Consider the following 20,977-nt stretch of genomic DNA (forward strand, 5'->3'; position numbering starts at 1 on the left):
AAATCAAGCCTCCATTTTTTGTATACTCAAGGAGCCGTCAAAACGACTGCGCCTTGAAACTTTGGGACAGGTGTGGCTTTCCTCACGATGTTTCCCGCCTCGGCTCCTCTGCGGCATCCGCCGCTGTCGCGCAAGCGGCTCAACACGCGGCTCAGCAAGCGGCTCAACACGCGGCTCTGCATGCGGCTCTGCATGTCGCTCAGCAAGCGGCTCAGCGGGCGTGTCAAGGCTCGGCGGCACGCGAAAGGCCGTGTGCGTCCCTAGTCTCCCAGCTCCACGCGGCATGCAGCGGCTCGGCGACTCTTCGCGCGCCGCAGCGCATTGAGGCGTCGGCAAATGCCCCAGCGCATGATGCGGCAAATGAAATGTTCCATGCGGCAGAAAAGACTCAACCATGCGGACCAGAATCCGCCCGTCATCGGTCGACGCTCCCGAATTTCCGGCAACCAGCAAATGAGTGAGGCAGCCGTGATGCGCGAATACCAATTGCACAAAGCCATTTCACGATAGAGCATACGAGCCTCGGGGCTGCAATCGGGCTCGGCGGCCAACTGCTGTTGCAGGCGCAGAGCATCGAGCCCGGGTGAGCCGTCGACGGCGTGCAAGAAGCGACCGTACTGCGCCGACGCTGAGCTGGCTCTCTCCAAGTATAACATCGTGACCGACTGCCGGAGCAACATCATCGGATGGCGGCGTCCGAGGCGCGAAAAGGCTATGTTGTCTTCGAACATTTTCACGCCGAGCGGAAAGAACTCGGGCTCATCCGCCATCAGGTCGCGCCTGACAACCAGCGACGAGCAGGGCAACACATGCCGGCTGCCGTCCACGTACCAGTTCACGGCCTGCAGGCGCCCCCGGGGAGCCGCCTCGCGATAGTCATCCTCGCACAGTCGCTCCGCTCTCACGCGGCGATACAGCGCACCGTACCAAAGGTATTCGGGGTGAGCCTCCAGCGCGGCTCGCGCCAGCTCCAGATGATTGGGCACCCAAGCGTCATCGCCGTCCAAGAAAGCCACCCAGCGTCCCCGAGCCTCGCGTATGCCGCGATTGCGGGCGGCACTGGCTCCGGCATTCTCCTGCCGGAACACACGCAGGCGCGGGTCGCTTTGCCGACTCAAAATCTCCGCCGTTTCATCGGGCGAACCGTCATCAATAACGACGATTTCAAAATCGGGCTCCGTTTGGCGATACAGGCTCTCGAGAGTCGTTTGAATATAGGGCGCCACCTTGTAAACGGGCATCACCACGCTGAAAAAAGGCTCCTGCATCTTAATAATCTTTATTTCATGAATTTCTCCGCCTGATTCTCCCCGCCGTATTGCAGCAGTCCCCCGACGATTCGGTCGCAGCCGCAGCTCTCATGTCGCGTGACCTGCACGCGCACTTCCTCGGGCAAAAATCCCCCGGGTACCAGCGGCAAACCATCGCCGGCGAGCACCGGCGCCACAACCTGCATCCATTCATCTACGAGGCGAGCTTCGAGAAAGCGCCTCAGCAGAGCTCCGCCGCACTCCAGCATCAACTGCACCACACCGCGCTCACGGTAAAGCTCATGCAGCAGAGCTGCCAAATCGTCGACCTGCTCGTACACCAGCGTGCGGGCCGCATGCGCGTCCGTGAAAACGCGGGCCGAGGCCGGCAAAGACGCTCGGTTGCGCGTCAGCACAACGCGCCAAGGCTGCTGCTTGACGGCCGGAACCGGAGAAATCGGGCAGCGGATCGTCAGGGAAGGATCATCGCTGCGCAGCGTTTGGCCGCCCACCAGAATCGCGTCGGAGTGCAGGCGCAGCTCATGCACCTCGCGCTGCGACTCGGGGCAGCTCACATAGCGGCTGTGCGGCCGCGCCAGACTCCCGTCCAGCGTGCAGGCCATCTTGGCCACCACCCAAGGGCGGCTGCGGCGCAGAGCCTGCATCCAGGGCCTCAGCAAAGCCTCGCAGGGCTCTTGAGCAAGGCCGGCGAGAACCTCGACGCCGGCGGCGCGCAGAAGCGCATCAGCGCGTCCGCGATGGCGTTCATCGGGATCGACCGCGCCGTAGACCACACGGGCGATGCCGGCCTCGAGAATCGCTTCGGTACAAGGCGGCGTGCGTCCGTAGCTGGAGCAGGGCTCCAAGGTCACGTACAGCGTCGCGCCGCGCAGTCGGTCCCCGAAGCCTCGGGCACGCGCATCCGCCAAGGCGCGGCGCTCGGCGTGAGCCTCGCCTGCCTTCTCGTGCCAACCCTCGCCGAGAATGCGTCCCTCGCGCACGACAAGAGCCCCGACGGGCGGGTTCGGACTCGTCGTGCCGAGTCCTCTCCGAGCGCAGAGCAGAGCCCTCTGCATCATGCTCAGATCCACTTGCCTCTGCTCCTCTGTACCGTCACACTGCCGCATGCCGCCTCATTTTACCCGCACCGCCCGATAAGTCAACTGCATTTCATCCTAGACCTCCGGCAAAGCGCCGACCAAAGCGCCGACCCATAAAGTACGCTCCTTCGACAAGGCACCGCGCAAAGCCCATTGTGAACAGCTCCTATGTGGAGAGAGAAGAAAGAGAGAATTTAAAATTCATCATCATCACCCCTGTGAATAAAGTGAATAAGCATTTGAATCGCTTGAAAATCAACATTTCAGCACACAAGCACACTTGTCGATAAATCGGTGAACAACGCCTCTCAAACGGTGAAGAAGACTTATTCACCATGTTACGCACAACTTATTCACAGCTTTATTAACTCTTTTCCCCTTCTCCGTCGCCGCAGTCGTGTTAAGGTCGCAAAACACAGTGCATCAACGATTTGTGTTGCTTTGAAGCCGACTCTTCATCTCCGACACATAGCGGCCGTCATCCTCCTCGGTGAAGAAGCGCTTGAAGAAGACAAAGGGCTCCATAACGGGTATTGCAACATTGTACAAAAGCGTCCCCGGCACATCGACAAAGACCAAATCCAGCTTGCTGAGCGCCTGCAAAGCCATCCCGGGCTTCGCGGGATTCCGCGTCGATTCAAAAGCGTGCAAAGAACGTTCGCCGTCCACCAAAGCGCGAACCGGCACCGCAACGGCGCCCGGCAGCGAAGTTTTGGCTTGATCCCTTCCGGCAATCAGCTCCTTCATGAGAACATCCATGCTGCTGTAGCCGTTTTCCCGGCGCAGAACATCCGCCGTCGAAGCGCTGAGCGGCAGGTAGAGATGACTCACTTTCTCTTCACTGTCAGCGCTTTGTAAAATACTGTAACTCGGTTCGCTCTTTTGCTCGGAGAAGAAAACCTTGTCTCTCAGAACGGGGTAGCGCTTTTCGAGGCGCCGCACATCGACCTTCACGTAGCTGCGCCCACCCTGCACGTAAAGAACGCGGGGCGGATCACAGACAATGCCCTCGTAGTCAGCACCCAGTTCCGTGACATTGCGCCGTGTTTGGAGCTGCGCGCAAGATGAGAGCATCAGGCAGGCGAGCGCGAAAGCGCTGAGCTTCAGAAGCGATTGCTTACTCATGAGAGAAATTCTACCATAGCCTGTGCGGAAGTCAAGATGTGCGTCAGGCTCGTGATGATGTTCTTCGGCTTCCGTGTTCCATGTGGAACAGTGATATCTCCCCTGCCCTCCCCTGCTCTCTCTTTCAGTGAGCGGACGATGCACTCTTCGTCGCTTGCGCCCGATGCTCGTTCAAGCCGGGCAGCAAGAGCGGCAGCTGGTAACGCCCCGTCCGGAGCAAGCGGCGCAACTCGGGCCGCCAGCCATCCGCCTGATCCGGGTAGACGGCCATGAGAGCCGCGTAGCGGGCCGCCTGACAGGTATTCAACAGGCGCTCGGCCAGCGGCAAAGCAGCAGGCCCTCTTTGGCGCAGCTCGTCGAGCGAAAGCTGATTCGTCATCGCTTCGAGCTCGCGCAGAGACTCTGCGGTGCTCGTGACGCTCTTATGGCGCACATCGAGCCGGATGCGGAGCGCCTTTTCCAGACAGTTTGCCGCCTGCACTAGGAAGCGGCTCTCCGCATTGTCGGCCGCCGTCGCCGGAGCCGCCGCCTCTCGAGCCGCCCGAATGAGCGAGAGATTGAGCCGCGCACCCGGCCGGAAAAGAACCCGCAGCGGAAGAAAGTGAGCCTCCCAGCGCAGAAGCAAATCAGCCGTGCGACCCCCGCCGGCAGGCAGAGGCAGCGCATTGAGACGACGACGCAGCGCGAGCGCCTCGCGATCGCGCCCGGCGGCACTGAGCTCGGCAGCCAAGCTCAACTGCATCATGAGGCAGAGCTCAAACTCCGTCTCCTGTTCGCGCTCGGGCATGTTCGGGTAGAGATGCTCGACCGCATCCTGCAACAAGCGCAGAGCCTCGCGGCCTCGCCCGAGACTCTGCAAAAGATGCGCCGCCATCAACTGAACCAGCGGATGCGAAGGAAAGGACGCCGCCAACAGCTCGGCATCCTCCGCGCGGCAGATCTCCCCGGCGTGATCCCCGGCCAATTGCAGCGCACAAAAAAGAGCCAGCGGATGCTGCGGAAAGAGGCGCCGCGCCTCTTCCAGACGCGCAGCGGCCGCCTCGCGATCCTGCTGCCCCGGGCGCTCATCCGCCAGCAAAATCTGATACCAGCACCACGCCGCCGCATCGCGGCGATAACGCGCCGCATAGGGAGCGTGAAGCTCGAGAGCCTGTTGCGCGTCCCCCTGCGCCAGCGCGAGGAGAAGACCCAGCATATGCTCCTCGGGCGGTGTCGTCATCACACCGGCCTGCATCAAAGCCTGCAAGCGGTCAGCCTGCTCAGAGGCTTCGGCCGGCGACAGGCGTTGCGTGCTCAGCAAACCCGCCAAGGCCGTCATCGCATCGGCATCGAGCGCGAGAGCCCGGCGAAAATACGCCTCAGCCCGCCCCTTGCAACCGAGCAGCAGCTCCTGAAGCCCCAGAGCATTCAGACGCTGAACCTCGGCGCTGCCCAGGGCCTGAGGCAAAACCAGAAAACAAGCCTCGGCCGCCGTACTCGCTGCGGAAGCCGCGGGAACTTCGGAAGCCCTCGCCTCGCTCGCCTCCTTCGCCTGCGCTCGGCGCGTCGGCAAGGCGGCACCGGGTGCCGCATCGGCGAGACAGGCCGCTGAGGCCAGCAGCAAGAGCGAACAGCGGGAAAAATCGGCAGTCAGGATCAAGGCCATCCCCCGCACTGTAACACCGCCGAGCCGTCGAGGTCAAGCCCGGACTCCGTCAGCGGGCAAAAGAAGCCCCGCGCAACACCGAAGCGCTGCGCGGGGGAAAGGCGCCGGACGTCCCCGGAGGGGCGCCTGATGAACGCGCGAACGGAACTCACATGCGCTCGGGCATCGTAATGCCGAAGAGACCCATGCCGCAGCGCAGCACCCGCGCCGTCAGCTCGCAGAGAGCCAGTCGACTCTCGCGCACCGCACCCTCGCTGCGCAGCACCGGGCAAGCCTCATAATAGCTGTGGAAAGCGCGAGCGAGATCATAGAGATAAGCCGCCAGCAGATTCGGGCGGCAGTCCTCGAGCGTCGCCGGCACCACCTCCGCAAAGCGCACCAGCAGACGCGCCAGATGAATCTCCGCCTCTTCGCTCAAAATCAACTCGGCCGGCGGGCAGAACTCCCCGTCGATCTTGCGGAAAATCGAACGCGTGCGCACGTAGCTGTTCTGGAGATAGGGAGCCGTGTCGCCCGTCAGCGCCAGCATCTTGTCCCAGTCGAAAATGTAGTCGCTCATGCGATTCTGCGACAACTCGGCAAACTTGATCGCGCCGATGCCCACCGCCTGCGCCACGGACGCCTTCTGCTCGGCCGGCATATCCGGGCTCTTCTCCTCAATCACCTTGGCCGCGCGAGCAACAGCCTCGTCAATCACATCCTGCAAACTCACCGTGTCGCCCGAACGCGTCTTGAAGGGGCGGCGATCCTTGCCGAGAATCGAGCCGAAGGCCACGAAGCGCAGATCCGCACCCTCGACACCGCGCATGCGCTCAATGTCGAAAATCTGGCGGAAATGCTTCTCCTGCGGAGCCCCGACCACGTACCAGATCGAATCCGCCTTGAAGTGAGCAAAGCGGTAATCCAGCGTCGCGAGATCCGTCGTCGCGTAGAGGAAGCCTCCGTCCGCCTTGCGAATGATCGCCGGCACCGGCACCCACTCGCCGTCCTTCTGCACCAGGAAGGGGTCATCCTGAGGCTTGTGGAAACCGTCCGAGAACACGCAAACCGCGCCGTCGCTCACGCGGGCAATGCCCTTGGCCAGCAAATCCTCGACCAGCGGACCGAGCGCATCATTGTAGGCGCTCTCGCCCAGCCAGTAGTCGAAGCGGATATCGAGCTGATCGTAAATCTTATTCAGTCCGCGCTTCGTCACCTCGATGCAGCGCTCCCAGATCGCGCGGTTCTCCGTGTCGCCGCCCTGCAACTTCACCAACTCCTCCTTGCAGAGAGCCAGCAGAGCCGGATCCTCCTTGCACTTGGCGTTCACCTGCTTGTATACATCCAGCAGGGCCTCGATCGGGTCGGCCTCCAGAGCCTCCTGATCCAGCAGGTTTTTCCAGCCCCAGAGAATCATCCCGAACTGCGTTCCCCAATCGCCGATATGATTGTCGGCAATCACGCGGTGCCCCATAAAGCGTGCGAGGCGCGCCAGCGTGTCACCGATAATCGTCGAGCGAATGTGACCCACGTGCATCGGCTTGGCCACATTCGGAGCCGAAAAGTCAATGACGATGGTCTTCGGCTCGGCAACCGTCGGTACACCCAGTCGCGGATCATCGAGCATCGCGTGCGTGCGGGCCGCGTAATAGCTCGGCTTGATGCGGAAGTTAATGAAGCCCGGGCCGGCAATCTCCGCCGTGGCTATTTCCGAATTACCGAGAGCCTCGATCACCTGAGTCGCCAAGGCGCGCGGATTCGTGCGAGCCTGCTTGGCGAGCATCATGGCGGCATTGCTTTGGTAGTCGCCGAAGCGCAGATCCTGAGAGGGCGTGACCGAAGCGCAGAAAGCTTCGGGCAGGGCGTCACCGAGCACCGCGGCCAGAGCCTGCGTGAGTTTGTCTGATAAGAGGGATGGAATCGTCATGTTCGTGCTCGCTCTTTATACACGCATCTGCGCTATTTGTCAAACATTCTCGCCTCATTGTTCCACGTGGAACACGGGCAGGCGCGGCGACTCGCAGGACGCGGAGCTGCGGGGGAGAGAAAGAGAGGAGTCGGAGAGACGTGGAGACCTCGGCACAAATCGGATCAGGAAGAGCCGATGAAAAACAATGAAGAAAGAGCTTGCGAAAATCAGGCCGCCGTGGTATACATAATGCAGCTGCCGTGTTCGTGACGCGTGGACATCAAGGCCCGGACCGTTGTAAACATACAAGGGGCTTCCGCCAGATGGATCACATGTTCCGTCCCTCAGAGGATACCTCAGAAGATCCAGGCTTCGCACCCACCTATACAGAAGGGAACGTGGCTCTTCTTCCACTGACGGCACGGCGGTGAACCTTTTGCAGATCAGCCGAACAGGCCGCGGTCAACCCGACCGCGGCCTGTTTTGCGTTGCGGCGCAGCACTTCGCTGAAGAGGTCAGCTCGTCTCGCTCTTGCTGCGCGCGGGCCAGGAGAAGCGAGGCGAGCGTTGCGGGCCTCAGGCATCCCGCGCCTCAAGAAAGGGGCGCCTCAGGCATCCGGCGTCTCGAGCCTTTGCAGCTCCGGCCATGAAGCGAGGATTTCATAATGCTCATCGTAGGGGCGTATGGTCTGAGGCAGGCGCCGCGCATGCTCGAGGAGGCGCGCCTTGAGCTTCTCCTCGGCAAAGAGGCGCAGGGTCTCCAAGCCGCAGCGTTGCACGCCCGGACAGTCGCGGTAGCAGCCGAGCAGGACCTGCTCGCGGCCGTCCGTTCCGCGGCGGCGCATCAGGCGCAGCGGCCAGAGGCGGCATTCCATCGGCCGCTCTTCGCGCGGCAATCGGCAGCCGCTGCGGCAATCGAGCAGGGGGCAGGGTGCGCTCTCGTCGGATGCCCTGCCTTCGAAGTTCAGCTCGAAGCTGACGGAGCCGTCGGGGCGTCGCCGGAGCGGAGGAGCCGGTTCGAGGCGGCGGTAGGCGTCGACGAGGGCGGGTTCGATAGCGGGTGTTTCCCACGCACTCTCGCGGTGAAAGTGGCAGCAGAGGCGGCACGCGGCGCAGTCTTCAGGGCTCAGGATGTCGGTCAGCATGGCGGTGAGATGTCGGGGGGCAGGGGAGTGAGAGAAGGGGGGAGTGTGAGGAGGACTGAAGAGGGTCGGGGAGGAAGGAGGGCAGCGAAGAGCGTCAGGCGTCTGTCTTGTCGCCGCCGGATGCTGCCGCTCCTTCTTCGCCGAGGTCCGGCGAGGCGCCGTTGATCGGGGAGGCGGAGCCGGCGCCGCTTGCAGGGTAAGCGCTCCACTTGACGAGCCGTTCGCAGGGGTGGTAGGACTGCTTGGCCTGCCGCAGGCCGGGTTCTCCGAGGTCCTCCTCACGGTTGATGAGCTCGGCTTCGGGAAGGCGCCGAGCCATTTCGCGGTTGATGAGCGCATAGGCGCCTCGGTAGTCGGGGTGGCATTTCTCGTAGTGGATGTCGGCCACCGTCGGGCTGATGAAACCCGCCAGCGCCATAGCGGCCGGCCGACCGTCGACGCGAAGCAGCACGCCGCGAAGGCCAAGTTCGCGGTAATCCTCGAGCGCGCAGGCGATGGCTCGCTGCTCGTGCAACAAGCCCTCCGCGGGCTGCCCGGCCGTCTGTTGCCCGGTCGCCAGCCAGGCGTGCGCCGGTTCGGCGAAATCCTCGCGGTTGTCGTCGCGAAGCTCCTCGAAGCTGATCTCGGCGTGCTCGCGCAGAAAGCGCGAGATATGGTTGCGCTTGGCGTGGTAGGCCGTGCCCGGCAATTCGGCGAGGTCGCTGCGGCGGTAGAGGTAGTCGCAGTCGGACTCCTTCCAAGAGTAGAGGAAGCGCCCGGGCATCAGTTTTTCGAGCAGCTCTTTTTGCTCGGCGGTGAGCAGGCAGAAGCTCAGCTCTCGTCCGTTGTCTTCCGCGTCTTGCTCCACGCGCGCCAGAGCGAGGCGGAGCGCGCCTTCATCGGGCGACGGCTCGAGGCTGAGGGGAAAGGTGTAGCCCTGCAGGCGCGTGCGCCCGTCGTAGCGGCGGTAGAGGAAGCCCTCGTCGATGGCGATGCGCGTGTTGTATTTTGCGCGCAGCAGGTAGACGTTGGCCCAAGCGAGGTCGCTGCCCCTTGCGCCGCAGGACGCGGTGATGCGGCGCAGCGGCGCAGCATCTTCGAGTCGGGGCTCGTGAAAGGGCAGGGAGGTCATAGTTCTGTTGTATCGCATGGGCTCGATTCTGTCAAGCTGTTTCCCGATTGTTCCACGTGGAACATCGGCGGGCTCCATCGCGTCAAAGCATACCAAGTATCATGACATGGATCGTGCTTGCAGAGGATTGACATGAGAAGCGCGAAGCTCTATCATATCTGACGCAGACGCCGACGGGGCGGAGCGCCGACGCAGATGAAGCAGTATTATTACAGAGACCTCGATGATGAGACGCGCGGGCCTGTCACGCTCGACCAACTCTCCGCCATGATGGTCGAGGGGCTGGTCGATCCGACGACGCTTGTCGCCGAGGCGGGCGGCAATACTTGGGTGGCCTTGGGCGGTTTGCTGAGCTTCGGGTTGAACCCCCATGAGTACATTCCGAATCGCATCATCGAGAATCAGGTTCTGTGTCCGAAATGCGGCGCGGCCTTGCCCATCGTCAACGGGAGTCCGAGCACGCGCTGCCTGAGCTGCGGTTTCAGGCTTGCGCCGAGCCACGGCGGTCTGATACCGAATTTCTTTTTCGTGCTGCGCAAGAGTTTTTGTCTGCGCGGACGGACGACGCGGCGCGAGTTTTTGTTTTTTCAAATTGTGTTTCTGGCGGTCTCGGCCTTGCTGGGTTACCTCAGTTACGTTTTTCTGAGTCTCGGCATTGAGTCTGCGGCGCGCGGCAATGAGGGTGACTGGCTGCTCTTCGGCGGTATTAGCCTCGGGGCTTTGGTGCTCTTTTGGCTGGTGGCGGCGCTGCCGCAGTTTTCGCTGACTGTTCGCCGCCTGCATGATGTGAATCGCGGCGCCGTTTGGGTATTCAGTCATGCGCTCACGAGTTTGTTTTTTGTGCTCAGCTTGGCGTATTTGGGGCTCTGTTTGCTCTTTTTAGTGGCGAAGGGGATGGAGAATCGCTCGTCACTCGTCGCATCCCACGCTTCGATGAAGCAGGGGCCGTATCATCTGAGTCTGACGCCTCCGGGCTGCTTTGAGACGCATGCTCACTACTGGTTTGACCACATTCGCTACCGGGAGCGGGCACAGTTTGCCAAGCGTCTGATGCAGGCTTTGGGCCCGCTGTATGACTTTGTGGATCGCACGAAGGGTTTGGAGTTTGACGTGACGAGCGAGCAGGCGCTGATAGGGAGCAAGGGAATCGAGATTATCAGCATGCTGGGTGAGTGGCGCAATGTGCCGCCCTACGGGATGAGGACGGCGATGATCGTGAATGTGTGCTGCATGGCGATGCTGCCCTTGCTCAGTCTAGCGCTGCTGGTGATGGTGGTTTCGGAGGGCCACCGGGGCGAGAATCGCTATGGCCCGGATTTGAATATCCCGCATCCCTGAGTGCGGGCCGCACGCTCGACGGGTGCGTTGGGGCATGCGGCATGTTGCAGAGAGTCATCATGAAGCCGATTTTTATTTTGGGGCCGACGGGCAGCGGCAAGACGGCGCTGGCGCTGGCGCTCGCGGAGCGCTTGGGCGCGGCGGAGATTGTGAGCGCTGACGCGTATCAGGTTTATCGCGGCATGGAGATTGTGACGGCGGCTCCGAGCGCGGAGGAGTTGGCGCGCGTGCCGCACCACCTCATCAGCTGTCTGGATCCCTCGGAGCCGAATGATGCGGCGACGCATGCGCGGCGGGCTCAGCGCTGCCTCGAAGAGATAGCGGCGCGCGGCAAGCGGGCGATTGTGACGGGGGGCTCGGGTCTGTACGTGCGCTTTATCTCGCACGGGATTTCTCCGGCTCCGCCGTCTGATCCGGCTCTGCGTGCCGAGCTGAGTGCGCTGCCGCTCGAGGAGCTGGTGCGCCGCCTGCGCGAGCTGGATCCGGAGGGGGCGGCGCTGACGCCCTTGGAGAATCCGCGCTACGTCTGCCGCAATCTCGAGATTGTGATTCTCGGCGGCAAGCCGCTGTCGTTTTGGCGACAAAACTGGGTGGACGCGCAGCCGGCGGGCCCGGGGTTTTGCGTGCAGCGCGAGACGGCGGAACTGGATGCGCGCTTGGCGCGGCGGGCTCGCGGGATGCTGGACGCGGGCGCTTTGGAGGAGCTGCGCGCGCTGGGGGATTTGCGATGCTTGTCGCAGACGGCGCAGAAGACGCTGGGGCTGTCGGAGCTGGCGGCCTTTCTCGCGGCGAGGGAACCGGAGTTGCGCGCGCAGCTGGAGCCCTGCCTCCCGGCCGACGCTGCGCGCGAGTTTCGCGATGAGGAGGAGCTGGCAGCGGCGCTGGCTCTGACGACGCGCCGCTACGCGAAGCGGCAGCGCACCTGGCTGCGGCGCGAGACTTGGCTGCACCCTCTGCCGCTGGATGAGCAATCCGATATGGCGGCGGTGGCGGATCGCCTGCCGGCGATGGTGGAGCCGGAGCTTGCCTGAGCAGTGCGACCCGCGCCGCCGCGATGCCTACTTTCTCTCTTCCCGATGAGGATGAGGGGCAGCGAGCGGCCGCGGTGTCGGTGCCCGATGACGGACGGCGTGCGGCCCGCCGCCAAAGGCGTCAGGGAAAAAGCAGGCGCCGGATGCGGTGGTGCATCCGGCGTCGGAGAGGGGAAGAGGCTGTGAGGCGAGGCAGGGGAGCGGCGAGGCGCTGACGAGTCTCTCGGGCTCTTGCGGGCTCATGCGGCTGCCTGCGGGCTCATGCGGCTGCCTGCGGGCTCATGCGGCTGCCTGCGGGCCTGGGCTCGGCACTGCCCGGGGGAGCTCAGCGCGAGGCGAAGAAATCGCGCAGCGATGAGACGTCGGATGCGGAAACGGCGTCCGCCCGGGCGATGGCCTCTTTCTGCGCTTCGGTGATGCGGGCGATGCCCTTGGAGGCGAGGGCGAGCATCTGCGCCATTTCATCGGCCGTGAAGACGGCTTCTTCGCCGCTGCCTTGCACTTCGACGTATTCGCCTTTTTCGGTCATGACGATGTTCATGTCGACCTCGGCGTCGCGGTCTTCGACGTAGCAGAGATCGAGAAGGGGGGTGCCGCTCAGCTTGCCGACGGAGACGGCCGAGACGAGCTGGCGAACGGGGTTGCGTTCGATTTCGCCCCGCGCGACCAGACGGTTCATGGCGATGACGAGGGCCACGGCGGCTCCCGTGATGCTGGCGGTGCGCGTGCCGCCGTCGGCTTGAAGGACGTCGCAGTCAATGCAGACGGTGCGCTCGCCGAGGGCTTCGAGGTCGGTCACGGCGCGCAGGGAGCGGCCGATGAGTCGCTGGATTTCGACGGAGCGGCCGTCTTGCTTGCCGAGGCTGTCGCGCTTTTTGCGGTCGAGAGTCGAGTAGGGCAGCATGGAGTACTCGGCGGTGAGCCAGCCGCCAGGGACGTGCTGGTTTTTCATCCAGCGGGGGACGTCGTTTTCGACGCTGACGGCGCAGATGACGCGCGTGTTGCCGAAGCAGCTCAGCACGGAGGCGGTGGCGTTGGGTGCGACGTTGAGGATGAATTCGAGGGGGCGCATTTCGTCGAGGGCGCGCTGGTTGGGGCGGTTCATGCCGGCACTGTAACACGTTCCGCCCGGACTTGCAAGCGCAAATGAAGCCGCGTTGTCTCTCCCATCGTTCGATGATTTGTTATTGAGTTATGATGCGACGCGGTGTTGACAGCTTCGCCTCGCTGTGGTAGAACGGGACTATGCAGCCGGTCGGTAGGGATCTGATGAGACAGTTTGTGTGGCTGGGCATCGCTATGGTGCCGCCGGCTCTCATTTTTTACTGGGTGGACAGCGCGTTTTTTGCGCCCGGGCGAATGCCGGTCTGTGTTCAGGAGAAGCTGCCCGAGGGGCGTGTTTGCCCGGATACCTTGCTGGCGATGAGGGATTCGGTCATTGTCTGGATCGATGCGCGCAGCGAGAGCGACTTCGAGGTGCGGCACATGGAGTTGCCCGAGAATAATATGTTTCCGATTCGTCCGGGCGAGCTGATGCAGGATCAGATGGATACGGCGATGAGCCGCCTGACGGAGATCGGCCCGAATGATGCCGTGGTGGTGTTTTGTACGGGCGGTTGCAGCACCGCTGAGGAGGTCGCTGCCGCGCTGCGCGAGACGGGCATTATCGAGGCGCCCGTCTACGTGCTGGAGGGCGGTTGGGATGCGATTAAGGACAACAAGAATCTGGTTCCCTGAGGGGGGGCGCTTTTCCGGGCGCTGCGTCTGTACGGCCCCTGCGTTGCTTGTACGCTGCTCCTGCGTGGCTCGTCTGCTGCCCCTGCGTGGCCCCTGCGGCGAAAGAATCGCCCTCACCCCGACAGCTGCGGGATGAGGGCTGATGATTTGTTCGCTTGCGCGGAGCTTAGGCTTCGGGTTCCTGAGGCGCGGGCGCGGCGGGCTGCTTCGCGGGCTGAGCGAGCACGAGGCGCAGCGGGGTGCTGGCGAGCACTTCGCCGTCGAGCGTGACGTCGATGCAGTAGTTGCCGGACTTCTCGAAGCGAAGGCCTTGGAAATTCATGATGAGGTTGCGGGTCAGGAAGCTGGCACCCTGCGGAAGGGCGACGGTCAGATCGCCGACGATGGGCATGCGTTCCTTGTCCAGCGGCGTGCCGTCTTCATCGACAATGGAGATGCCGAGCTTGTGGTTGCCGGCGTCCTCGGGCGTCAGGCAGAGGCGGAGAGCCAGAGAGCAGGCGGGGTGAATCACCGGGAACTGGTGAGCAAAAAGCGTATCAAAGGCGCCCTGAATGCAGAGCTTGCCCTGATAATCGGCGGCGTAGTCACAAAGGACTGCAACTTGAATATCCATGGTTCTGTGTAAGATAGAGTGATAGGTACCCGCAGTGCGGGCAATGCTTCGTCCTTTCTACCACATCTGCCGCGAAATGCAAGCTCAAAGTTGCGGAAAGTGCGGCATGCGTTGTTGAGGCGCAGCCGATTTGATTATTTGAGCACGCGGCCGATTTGCCGATTGGCGGCAATGAAAATCGGAATGGAGGAGACGATGATGCAGGCCAGCAGCGAGCAGCTGATGAGTTCGATTTCCGGCCTGATTTCAGCGAGGCTGAGCCCGTCGCTCTCAATCTTGAAAAACTGGCTGATGATGATGTGTTGCACGCGCAGGAACACGAGCAGGGCGGCTGCGAAGGCGCTGAGCACCAGCAGGGTGTTCTCGATGAGGTAGGCTCCGACCAGCATCAGGGGGTGGATGCCGAAGCTCTTCATGAGCGTGTAGACGTATTCGTTTTGCCGATACTCCATGCCGGCCAGCGCCGTCAGCAGGATGCCTACGATGACGGTGATGCCGGCGCAGAAGCCGAAGCGGCACTGCGCTTGGTTGCTCATGATGCGGTCGAGCCTCGCGATGATGGGGGCTGCCGAGATGATGTTGCCGTTGCCGCCTTCGAGCTTCATGTAGCGGTCGAGGAAGTGTTCGACGCGGGCGATGTCGGCGGCGCTCTTCAGATCGGGGATGATGACAATCATCGAGCTCATGCCGCCGTAGGAGGCGGCGTCCGGCATGCTGTCGGGCGGTACGATGACACCGCCGCCGGCAAGCAGGCGCAGCAGCGGGTGCTCATCCGGCAGGCAGCGCACCATGATGTCTCGCTGCACCGGCTCTCCGCCGATGTTGAAGGTGAGCGTGCAGGGGCCCGGCGGTACTTTGGGCTCTTGGGTGCCGGTGAGCAGCACGGGGCCGCCGTTCGGGCTGAGCAGGGGGGCAAACTGCGAGCTGCGGGAGAAGTCGTAGCTGTAGATGCCGCAGTTTCTGCGGTTGGGCAGCGTGGCGCTGCCTTGGCTGTTGATGCACCAGGAGTCGACGCCGAGTTTCTCGCGCATCTCGCGCCGCGAGGGCAGGGAGCAGGGGTGCTCGCGGTTGTGCACGAGGTTGGCGATGACGAGGTTGCCGCCCTGCTTGACGAGTTGCTCGTGCACGGTTTTGGTGATGATGACGTAGTTGCCCAAGAAGAACAGGGCACAGAGCGTCAGAAAAAAGACGACGAGAACGCGCGACAGCGGGCTGGAGATGCGCGTCAGCCAGCGATGCAGCGTGTCTTTAGCAAGATACAGGACTGTCAAAATCCAGGATATCATGGCCGAGGTCGAAGAGGCGGCTGTCGTGGGTGCTGATGATGCAGATGCGCTCGGCGGCATCCTGCATCACGAGTCGGCGGATGATGCGCGTGTTTTCATCGTCGAGCCCGGAGGTCGGTTCGTCGAGCAGCACGATGGGCGCATTTTTCATGAGGGTGCGGGCGAGGGCGGCGCGCTGCATTTGGCCGCCGGAGAGTTTGTCGGCGCGGCGCTTGCGGTATTCGCCGAGGCCGAGTTGCTCGATCAGGCTGCGGCAGCGCGGCTCCCATTCGCGGCGGGGGATCATGGCCATTTCGGCCGCGAGGTGCAGGTTGCGCTCGACGCTCATGAGCGGCAACAGATTGATGCCCTGGAACATGTAGGAGACCTCGCGCCGCCTGTACCGCCGGCTCGTGACGCGGCAGCCGCTCGGCGTGATGATGCGCCCGCTCTCGGGCTTCAGGTAGCCGGCCAGCAGCTTGAGCAGCGTCGTCTTGCCCGATCCCGAATAGCCTTTAAGGATGGTGATGCCCCGGGTGAAGCGGTAGTTGAAGTCATCGAAGACCGGCTGGCGGCGGTCGTACGAGAATCTCAGGTGCTCGCAGCGCAGTTCGGCCTCGCTGAGCTCATTCTGTCGGGCGGTCGGCGGCATGTCCGGTGGTCAGCGGCGGCGCAGAACGACTTCGCGCTCGGTGATGAGGATGATGCTGTAGTCGGGCATGGCTCGCTCGATGAGCTCTTCCCAGCTGTTGCACTGCTCGGCCTCAGGGTGTGTCGAGAGCTCGGTCTTGCTGACGCGCAGCGTCTCTTGTCCGGCGTCGTAGAACAGGCGTGCGCGCGCATTGCTGCCCAGCATGCGGAAAGCTTGCTCGTAGTCCTTCTCGGGCAGGCGGAAGTAATACACCAGCAAGTCGGAGCCGGACGGCGAGCGCTCGACGCGGCGGAAGCTGAAGTCGGCGGCCAGCTTGCGGTCGGCCGGCAGGCTGACTTCGGCCCTGAAAGCCTTTTCATCCAGCCCTGTCAGCTCGCTGCTGCTGATGGCAACGGTGATGTAAAAGGAGGAGTCGTCGCAGACCGTCGCGAAGCTCTGCACGTTGCCGCCCGTGTATTCGTAGGGTTTGTCGGGGTCATCGGGCAGGGTGACGTTGTATTGCAGGCGGCCGTCGAAGGGCATGCGGATGGTGAGCGGGTCATGCTTGCGGTCAAACTCGCTGTGTTTGCGGCGTTCGAGGCTCGAGAGCTCGCGGTTGAGCAGGGAGATGCGGTCGTCGATGTCCTTGAGGCTGTCGTGCGTGGGCTCCTCTTTGTTCTCGTCGAGGAGGTCGGTGGCGTATTTGCGCTCCTCTTTGTTCAGGTCGAGGTAGAAGCAGACGCGTTTGCGCTGCTGCTTCAGCTTGCGAATTTCATCGCGGTGGTTGAGCCGCTCGCGCTCGATGCTCAGCTCCAATTCCTCTTCGTCTTGCGCCGTCTCCTCTTTGTTGAGAATGGCGATGACGTCGCCCTTCTTGAGGTGAGAATCGTCCGCCGCGCGATCGGTCACCGTGCCGCGCTCGGGCAGGGTGACGAGCGCCACCTGTTCGGGCACGATTTTGGCGGGGAAGAGGCCGAGGTCGACCTCGTCGGCCGCCAGCGGAAAAGCGACCGCCGCAAGAAGGACCGCCGCTGATACTGTCGCCGAGCGAAGCATGATCGTGGTCACATCGGGAAGCCGAGGCCGCCCGTCACTTTGCGCATCTCGGCCTCGGCGAGGTCTTTGGCGCCGTTGAGTGCCTCTTGAACGGCTTTGAGCAGCAGGCTCTGGAGGAAGTCGGCGTCATCCGGGTCGATCACCGACGGGTCGATGCTCAGGGCGGTCACCATGCCGGTGCCGTTGGCGGTCACTTTGATCTTGCCGCCGGCGGCCTCAGCCGTGTAGCTCTTTTCGGCGAGTCGTGCCTGGGCGTTGGCCATGTTGGCTTGCATGGCCTGGGCTTGCTTCATGAGTTTTTGAAGGTTCATGGTGTGGTGATGGTGGGGGTTGCGGCGTTGTAGCTGCCGGGTGCGTGGGGAAAGCGGACGCGACGGGCGTCAGTTTTTGATGAGTCTGGCGTGAAATGCGTCGAGCGCTTTTTCGATGAGCGGGTCGTGATAAAACTCCTCCTCGCTCGGGCGCAGAGAGGGAGGGGCAGGGGGCGTCGTCGGCTCGGAGCCCTTCTTGGGTGCCGCCTTGGCTTTGGGGGCCGGCGGCGCATCGGGAGCCGGCTCCGGCTCGGGTTCCGGCTCCGGCTCGGGCAGGGGGATGGTGTCGTCTTTCTCGACGCGGATGCCGAAGCGGTGCCCGCAGAGAGGTTCGGCGATGTCGCAGAGCAGCTCTTGCACGTCTTCGCTCAGCAGCGCGTCGCGGCTGTCGGTGTCCTCCGGGTGTACGGCGATGATCAGCTGCCTGTCCTCTTCGCCGATGAAGAGCGTGTGGCCGATGGCTCCCGCTTTGAAGCGCGAGCGGTCGCGCGCCTCGCTGAGCACGCGTTCCCAGAGCTCGGGCGTCATCGGCGTCTCAGCTGCGGGCGGCGGAGCAAAATCCGCCTCGGGCATGTCGCCGAAGAGCGAGGGCCCCTGGTCGAAGAACGGCTCTTCGTCGTCAATCGGCTCGAGCCCCGCCGGCATGGGCGCATCGACGATCACCGGGCGTTCGGCGGACGGTGCCGCCGAGGGGAACAGAGAAGCCGTCGGTGCGCTTTCCGAAACGCCCGGCTCGGGCATCGACGGCGCGGGAGCCTCCTCAACAGGAGCGGGCGCGGGAGCCGAGGCAGGGGTAGGTGCGGGAGTCGCAGCGGCCGCGGGCGCAGGGGCCGCAGCGGGAGCAGGCGCAGGAGCCGCAGCGGGGGTAGCCGCGGGAGCCGCAACGGATGCGGGAGCTGCAACAGGAGCGGGCGGCAGGTCGCGGCTGAGCTCGGGCAGCAGCGTGGTGGCGATGGGCGTCTCGGGCAGGGGGGCACCGTTGAGGGCGCGGATGATGTCGCTGATGTTGGCCTCGGCCAGCGAATGCACCGCGCGGATGAGCCCCATTTCGAGGTGCAGGCGCTTGTTGGTGCTCCAGCGCATCTGCTCCTCGGCGGAAGAGAGCACCTCCATGAGGCGCACAATCTTGTCCGCCGGCGTGCGCGCCAGCAACTCGCCGAGCTTCGAGCGCCAAGGCTCGGGCAGACTCGCGGCGGCCGCCTCCTGCGGAGCCACCTTGCTGATGAGCAACTCGCGCACGGCACTCATGATCTCCGAGAGCAGCTGGCCCATATCGCGACCGGCCTCAGCCAGCTCGTGCACCAAGTGCAGCAGACTCGGCAGCTGGCGATCGAGAATGAAAGTCAGCGCCCGCGCCACCGTCTCGCGGCTCGTCACGCCGAAAATATCATTCACGTTCTGCCCCACAATGTGATTGCCGCAGAAGGACACCAACTGATCGAGCATCGACTGCGCGTCGCGCATGCCGCCCTCGGCCACGCGGGCAATCGAATAAGCGGCATCGGGCTCGAGCGTCACGCCCTCCTTGGCCGCGATCGCCACCAAGTGATTCGCGATGATCTCGTCGGGAATCGGGCGCAGATCAAAGCGCTGGCAGCGCGAGAGAATCGTCGGCAGAATCTTGTGCGGCTCCGTCGTCGCGAAAATGAACATCACGTGCGAGGGCGGCTCTTCGAGCGTCTTGAGCAGAGCGTTGAAGGACTCCTTGGTCAGCATGTGCACCTCGTCGATGTAGATGATGCGGTACTGGCCGCGCGCGGGCGCAAACTGCACGTTCTCGCGCAGGTCGCGGATGTTGTCGATACCGCGGTTGGAAGCGCCGTCAATCTCGAGCACATCGAGGCTGCGCCCCTCGGCAATCTCGACGCAGACGTCCTCATCGGGGTCGAAATCGACCCGGGGACCGCCCGTGCAGTTGAGAGCCTTGGCGAAAATGCGAGCCGTCGACGTCTTGCCCGTGCCGCGGGGACCGACAAAGAGGTAGGCGTGAGCCAGGCGCTTCTGCTCGATCGCGTTGCAGAGCGTGCGCACGACGTGATCCTGCCCCAATACGTCGCTGAAAGTGCGAGGGCGGTATTTTCTGGCAAAGACCTGATAACTCACAGGCGCATTCTACATGAAAGCCCCGCCCCCCGCAAGCAGAAAGTGCGTCCGCGCAGGGCGTGCCGAGCGCGGCCAATCAGAACTCAGCCAGGCGCATATCCCCCTTCTCGAGGTAGGCCGTGTGCATCTCGAAAGCCTTGCGGAGGCAGTGCGGCGTATGCCCCTTGGGCGTGAGGGCGAGGTAGCGGCGCAGCAGCGGGCGGTAATCGGGGTGAGCGCAGTTCTCGATGATGAGTTCGGCGCGTTCACGGGGCGAGCGGCCGCGCAAATCGGCCACGCCCTGCTCGGTCACCACGATGGCGACGTCGTGCTCCGTGTGGTCGGTGTGGCTCACCATCGGCACGATCGAAGAAATCGTGCCGCCCTTGGCCGTCGACGGGCACATGAAAATCGTGTAAGCCGCCGCGCGGGCAAAGTCGCCCGAGCCGCCGATGCCGTTCATGATGGTCGTGCCGAACAGATGGGACGAGTTCACATTGCCGAAAAGATCAACCTCGATCGCCGTATTCGTGCAAATCAGACCGATGTTGCGCGCCATCTCCGGGTTGTTCGTCACCTCCTGCGGGCGCAGCAGCAGCTTGTCCTTGTAAAAATCGAAATGGGCGTAAATCTCCTCCAGAACCTTGTCCGACACCGAAAGCGAGCAGCCGGAGGCGAACTTGCAGCGGCCCTGCCGCAGCAGCTCAATGGCCGAATCCTGAATCACCTCCGTATACATCTTGAAATCCGGAATCCCCTTGTTGCGCGCCAGCGCCGTCAGCACGGCATTGGCCACATTGCCCACGCCGCTCTGAATCGGCAAAAAGCCCTCGGGGATGCGGCCGAGGCGGTACTCCTCAGCCAAAAAGTTCGCGATGCGGTCGCCGATGATATCCGTCGCTCCCGTCGAAGGCTTGAACTCCGGGATGCCGTCGGGACGGTGCGTGTGAATCACCCCCGCGATCTTCGCCGGATCGACGCGCAGCGTCTTCGTGCCCACGTGCGAATCAGCCGCATAGACCGCAATCTCGCCGCGGTGGGGCGGGTCCTTCGGCACGTAAATATCGTGAATCTCGCGGATCTCGGGGCGGTGGTAGGTGTTGAGCTCCAAAATAATGCGATCGGCCAACATGCAGAAGGTCGGCGAATTGCCGCCGCTGGCCGTCAGCGTCAGCTCGCCCTCATCCGTCACGTCGCAGACCTCGATGATGGCCGTCGAGATGCGCGGCAGGTGGCCGTAGCGCATATCCTGCGCCATGAGCGACACGTGGCAGTCGATGTACTGCACCTCGCCCGCATTCACCGCTTGGCGCATCTCCTTGCTGGCCTGATAGGGCATGAAGCGCTCCACCGCGTGAGCCTCGGCCAGCACGCCGTCCACCAGATAGCTCGTGCTCGCCCCCGTCATCACCGTCAGGCGAAACGGGCGACCGGCTTCGTGCTCCGCCTGAGCGCGGCGCGCAATCGCCGTCGGCATCAACTTCGGCGCACCGGCATTCGTGAAGCCGCTCATCCCGATGCAATCACCGTGCTGAATCAAGGCAGCCGCCTCTTCCGGAGTGAGACTCTTGTAACGCATAGACGCAGGCAGAATAGCAGAATTCTTGAGTTAAGTCCAGCTTAATATGAACATCACCCCCTATCCGCAGG

General features: G+C 63.2%; 18 protein-coding genes. 3 read left to right on the plus strand and 15 right to left on the minus strand.

Annotation, left to right across the window (positions count from 1 at the left end):
• Nucleotides 1–260: 260 nt before the first annotated feature.
• The 7 genes from AC6UAL_RS01740 to AC6UAL_RS01770 all read right to left on the minus strand — a co-directional run bounded on the left by AC6UAL_RS01740 (nt 261) and on the right by AC6UAL_RS01770 (nt 9,263).
• Nucleotides 261–1,268: a glycosyltransferase family 2 protein gene (locus AC6UAL_RS01740; RefSeq protein WP_500681630.1), complete on the minus strand. Its 1,008-nt coding sequence runs from the start codon at nt 1,266–1,268 to the stop codon at nt 261–263.
• Between the two features lie 11 nt (nt 1,269–1,279).
• Nucleotides 1,280–2,377, minus strand: coding sequence for a bifunctional diaminohydroxyphosphoribosylaminopyrimidine deaminase/5-amino-6-(5-phosphoribosylamino)uracil reductase RibD (gene ribD, locus AC6UAL_RS01745; protein WP_500681631.1), 1,098 nt, complete (start codon nt 2,375–2,377; stop codon nt 1,280–1,282).
• Between the two features lie 396 nt (nt 2,378–2,773).
• On the minus strand, nt 2,774–3,475 hold the full coding sequence (locus tag AC6UAL_RS01750) for a hypothetical protein (protein WP_500681632.1): 702 nt from the start codon (nt 3,473–3,475) through the stop codon (nt 2,774–2,776).
• Nucleotides 3,476–3,599: 124 nt separating this feature from the next.
• Nucleotides 3,600–5,120 (minus strand): hypothetical protein, encoded by a 1,521-nt coding sequence (locus AC6UAL_RS01755; RefSeq protein WP_500681633.1) that lies wholly within the window; start codon nt 5,118–5,120, stop codon nt 3,600–3,602.
• Between the two features lie 148 nt (nt 5,121–5,268).
• On the minus strand, nt 5,269–7,026 hold the full coding sequence (gene argS, locus AC6UAL_RS01760) for an arginine--tRNA ligase (RefSeq protein WP_500681634.1): 1,758 nt from the start codon (nt 7,024–7,026) through the stop codon (nt 5,269–5,271).
• A gap of 589 nt (nt 7,027–7,615) precedes the next feature.
• Nucleotides 7,616–8,152, minus strand: coding sequence for a hypothetical protein (locus AC6UAL_RS01765; RefSeq protein WP_500681635.1), 537 nt, complete (start codon nt 8,150–8,152; stop codon nt 7,616–7,618).
• Nucleotides 8,153–8,246: 94 nt separating this feature from the next.
• Complete coding sequence (locus tag AC6UAL_RS01770; RefSeq protein WP_500681636.1) at nt 8,247–9,263, minus strand: DUF2156 domain-containing protein; 1,017 nt, start codon at nt 9,261–9,263, stop codon at nt 8,247–8,249.
• Nucleotides 9,264–9,458: 195 nt separating this feature from the next.
• Between AC6UAL_RS01770 and AC6UAL_RS01775 the strand changes: the two genes are divergently transcribed.
• Both AC6UAL_RS01775 and miaA read left to right on the plus strand, forming a co-directional pair.
• Complete coding sequence (locus tag AC6UAL_RS01775) at nt 9,459–10,601, plus strand: DUF805 domain-containing protein (protein WP_500681637.1); 1,143 nt, start codon at nt 9,459–9,461, stop codon at nt 10,599–10,601.
• A 59-nt stretch (nt 10,602–10,660) separates the two neighbouring features.
• Nucleotides 10,661–11,632 (plus strand): tRNA (adenosine(37)-N6)-dimethylallyltransferase MiaA, encoded by a 972-nt coding sequence (miaA, locus tag AC6UAL_RS01780; protein WP_500681638.1) that lies wholly within the window; start codon nt 10,661–10,663, stop codon nt 11,630–11,632.
• A 325-nt stretch (nt 11,633–11,957) separates the two neighbouring features.
• Here the strand turns inward: miaA and rph are convergent, their stop codons facing one another.
• Nucleotides 11,958–12,737: a ribonuclease PH gene (gene rph, locus AC6UAL_RS01785; RefSeq protein WP_500681639.1), complete on the minus strand. Its 780-nt coding sequence runs from the start codon at nt 12,735–12,737 to the stop codon at nt 11,958–11,960.
• 164 nt (nt 12,738–12,901) lie between these two features.
• On the opposite strand from rph, the gene AC6UAL_RS01790 reads away from it, so the two are divergent.
• Nucleotides 12,902–13,369 carry a rhodanese-like domain-containing protein gene (locus AC6UAL_RS01790; protein ID WP_500681640.1) on the plus strand — a complete coding sequence of 156 codons (468 nt, stop codon included), beginning with the start codon at nt 12,902–12,904 and terminating at the stop codon, nt 13,367–13,369.
• A 166-nt stretch (nt 13,370–13,535) separates the two neighbouring features.
• Here AC6UAL_RS01790 and AC6UAL_RS01795 read toward each other — a convergent pair whose 3' ends face one another.
• From AC6UAL_RS01795 to AC6UAL_RS01825, 7 genes are all read right to left on the minus strand, one after another.
• Nucleotides 13,536–13,982: a DUF6941 family protein gene (locus AC6UAL_RS01795; RefSeq protein ID WP_500681641.1), complete on the minus strand. Its 447-nt coding sequence runs from the start codon at nt 13,980–13,982 to the stop codon at nt 13,536–13,538.
• Nucleotides 13,983–14,116: 134 nt separating this feature from the next.
• Nucleotides 14,117–15,268 carry an ABC transporter permease family protein gene (locus AC6UAL_RS01800; RefSeq protein WP_500681642.1) on the minus strand — a complete coding sequence of 384 codons (1,152 nt, stop codon included), beginning with the start codon at nt 15,266–15,268 and terminating at the stop codon, nt 14,117–14,119.
• Nucleotides 15,231–15,899, minus strand: a complete 669-nt coding sequence (locus tag AC6UAL_RS01805; protein ID WP_500681643.1) for an ATP-binding cassette domain-containing protein — start codon at nt 15,897–15,899, stop codon at nt 15,231–15,233. The genes AC6UAL_RS01800 and AC6UAL_RS01805 overlap by 38 nt, the downstream gene beginning before the upstream one ends.
• Before the next feature lie 9 nt (nt 15,900–15,908).
• The gene (locus tag AC6UAL_RS01810; protein ID WP_500681644.1) at nt 15,909–16,946 is read right to left on the minus strand and encodes an efflux RND transporter periplasmic adaptor subunit; all 1,038 of its coding nucleotides are present in this window, start codon (nt 16,944–16,946) and stop codon (nt 15,909–15,911) included.
• A complete protein-coding gene (locus AC6UAL_RS01815) occupies nt 16,943–17,245 on the minus strand; it encodes a YbaB/EbfC family nucleoid-associated protein (RefSeq protein ID WP_500681645.1) in 303 nt (100 codons plus the stop codon). Before AC6UAL_RS01815 ends, AC6UAL_RS01810 begins: the two co-directional genes overlap by 4 nt.
• A 69-nt stretch (nt 17,246–17,314) precedes the next feature.
• On the minus strand, nt 17,315–19,348 hold the full coding sequence (gene dnaX / locus AC6UAL_RS01820; RefSeq protein ID WP_500681646.1) for a DNA polymerase III subunit gamma/tau: 2,034 nt from the start codon (nt 19,346–19,348) through the stop codon (nt 17,315–17,317).
• 76 nt (nt 19,349–19,424) lie between these two features.
• Nucleotides 19,425–20,906, minus strand: coding sequence for a butyryl-CoA:acetate CoA transferase (locus AC6UAL_RS01825; RefSeq protein WP_500681647.1), 1,482 nt, complete (start codon nt 20,904–20,906; stop codon nt 19,425–19,427).
• Between the last annotated feature and the right edge of the window lie 71 nt (nt 20,907–20,977).

It is taken from the genome of Candidatus Parakkermansia intestinigallinarum (assembly GCF_944389695.1).
Lineage (GTDB): Bacteria > Verrucomicrobiota > Verrucomicrobiia > Verrucomicrobiales > Akkermansiaceae > Akkermansia > Akkermansia intestinigallinarum.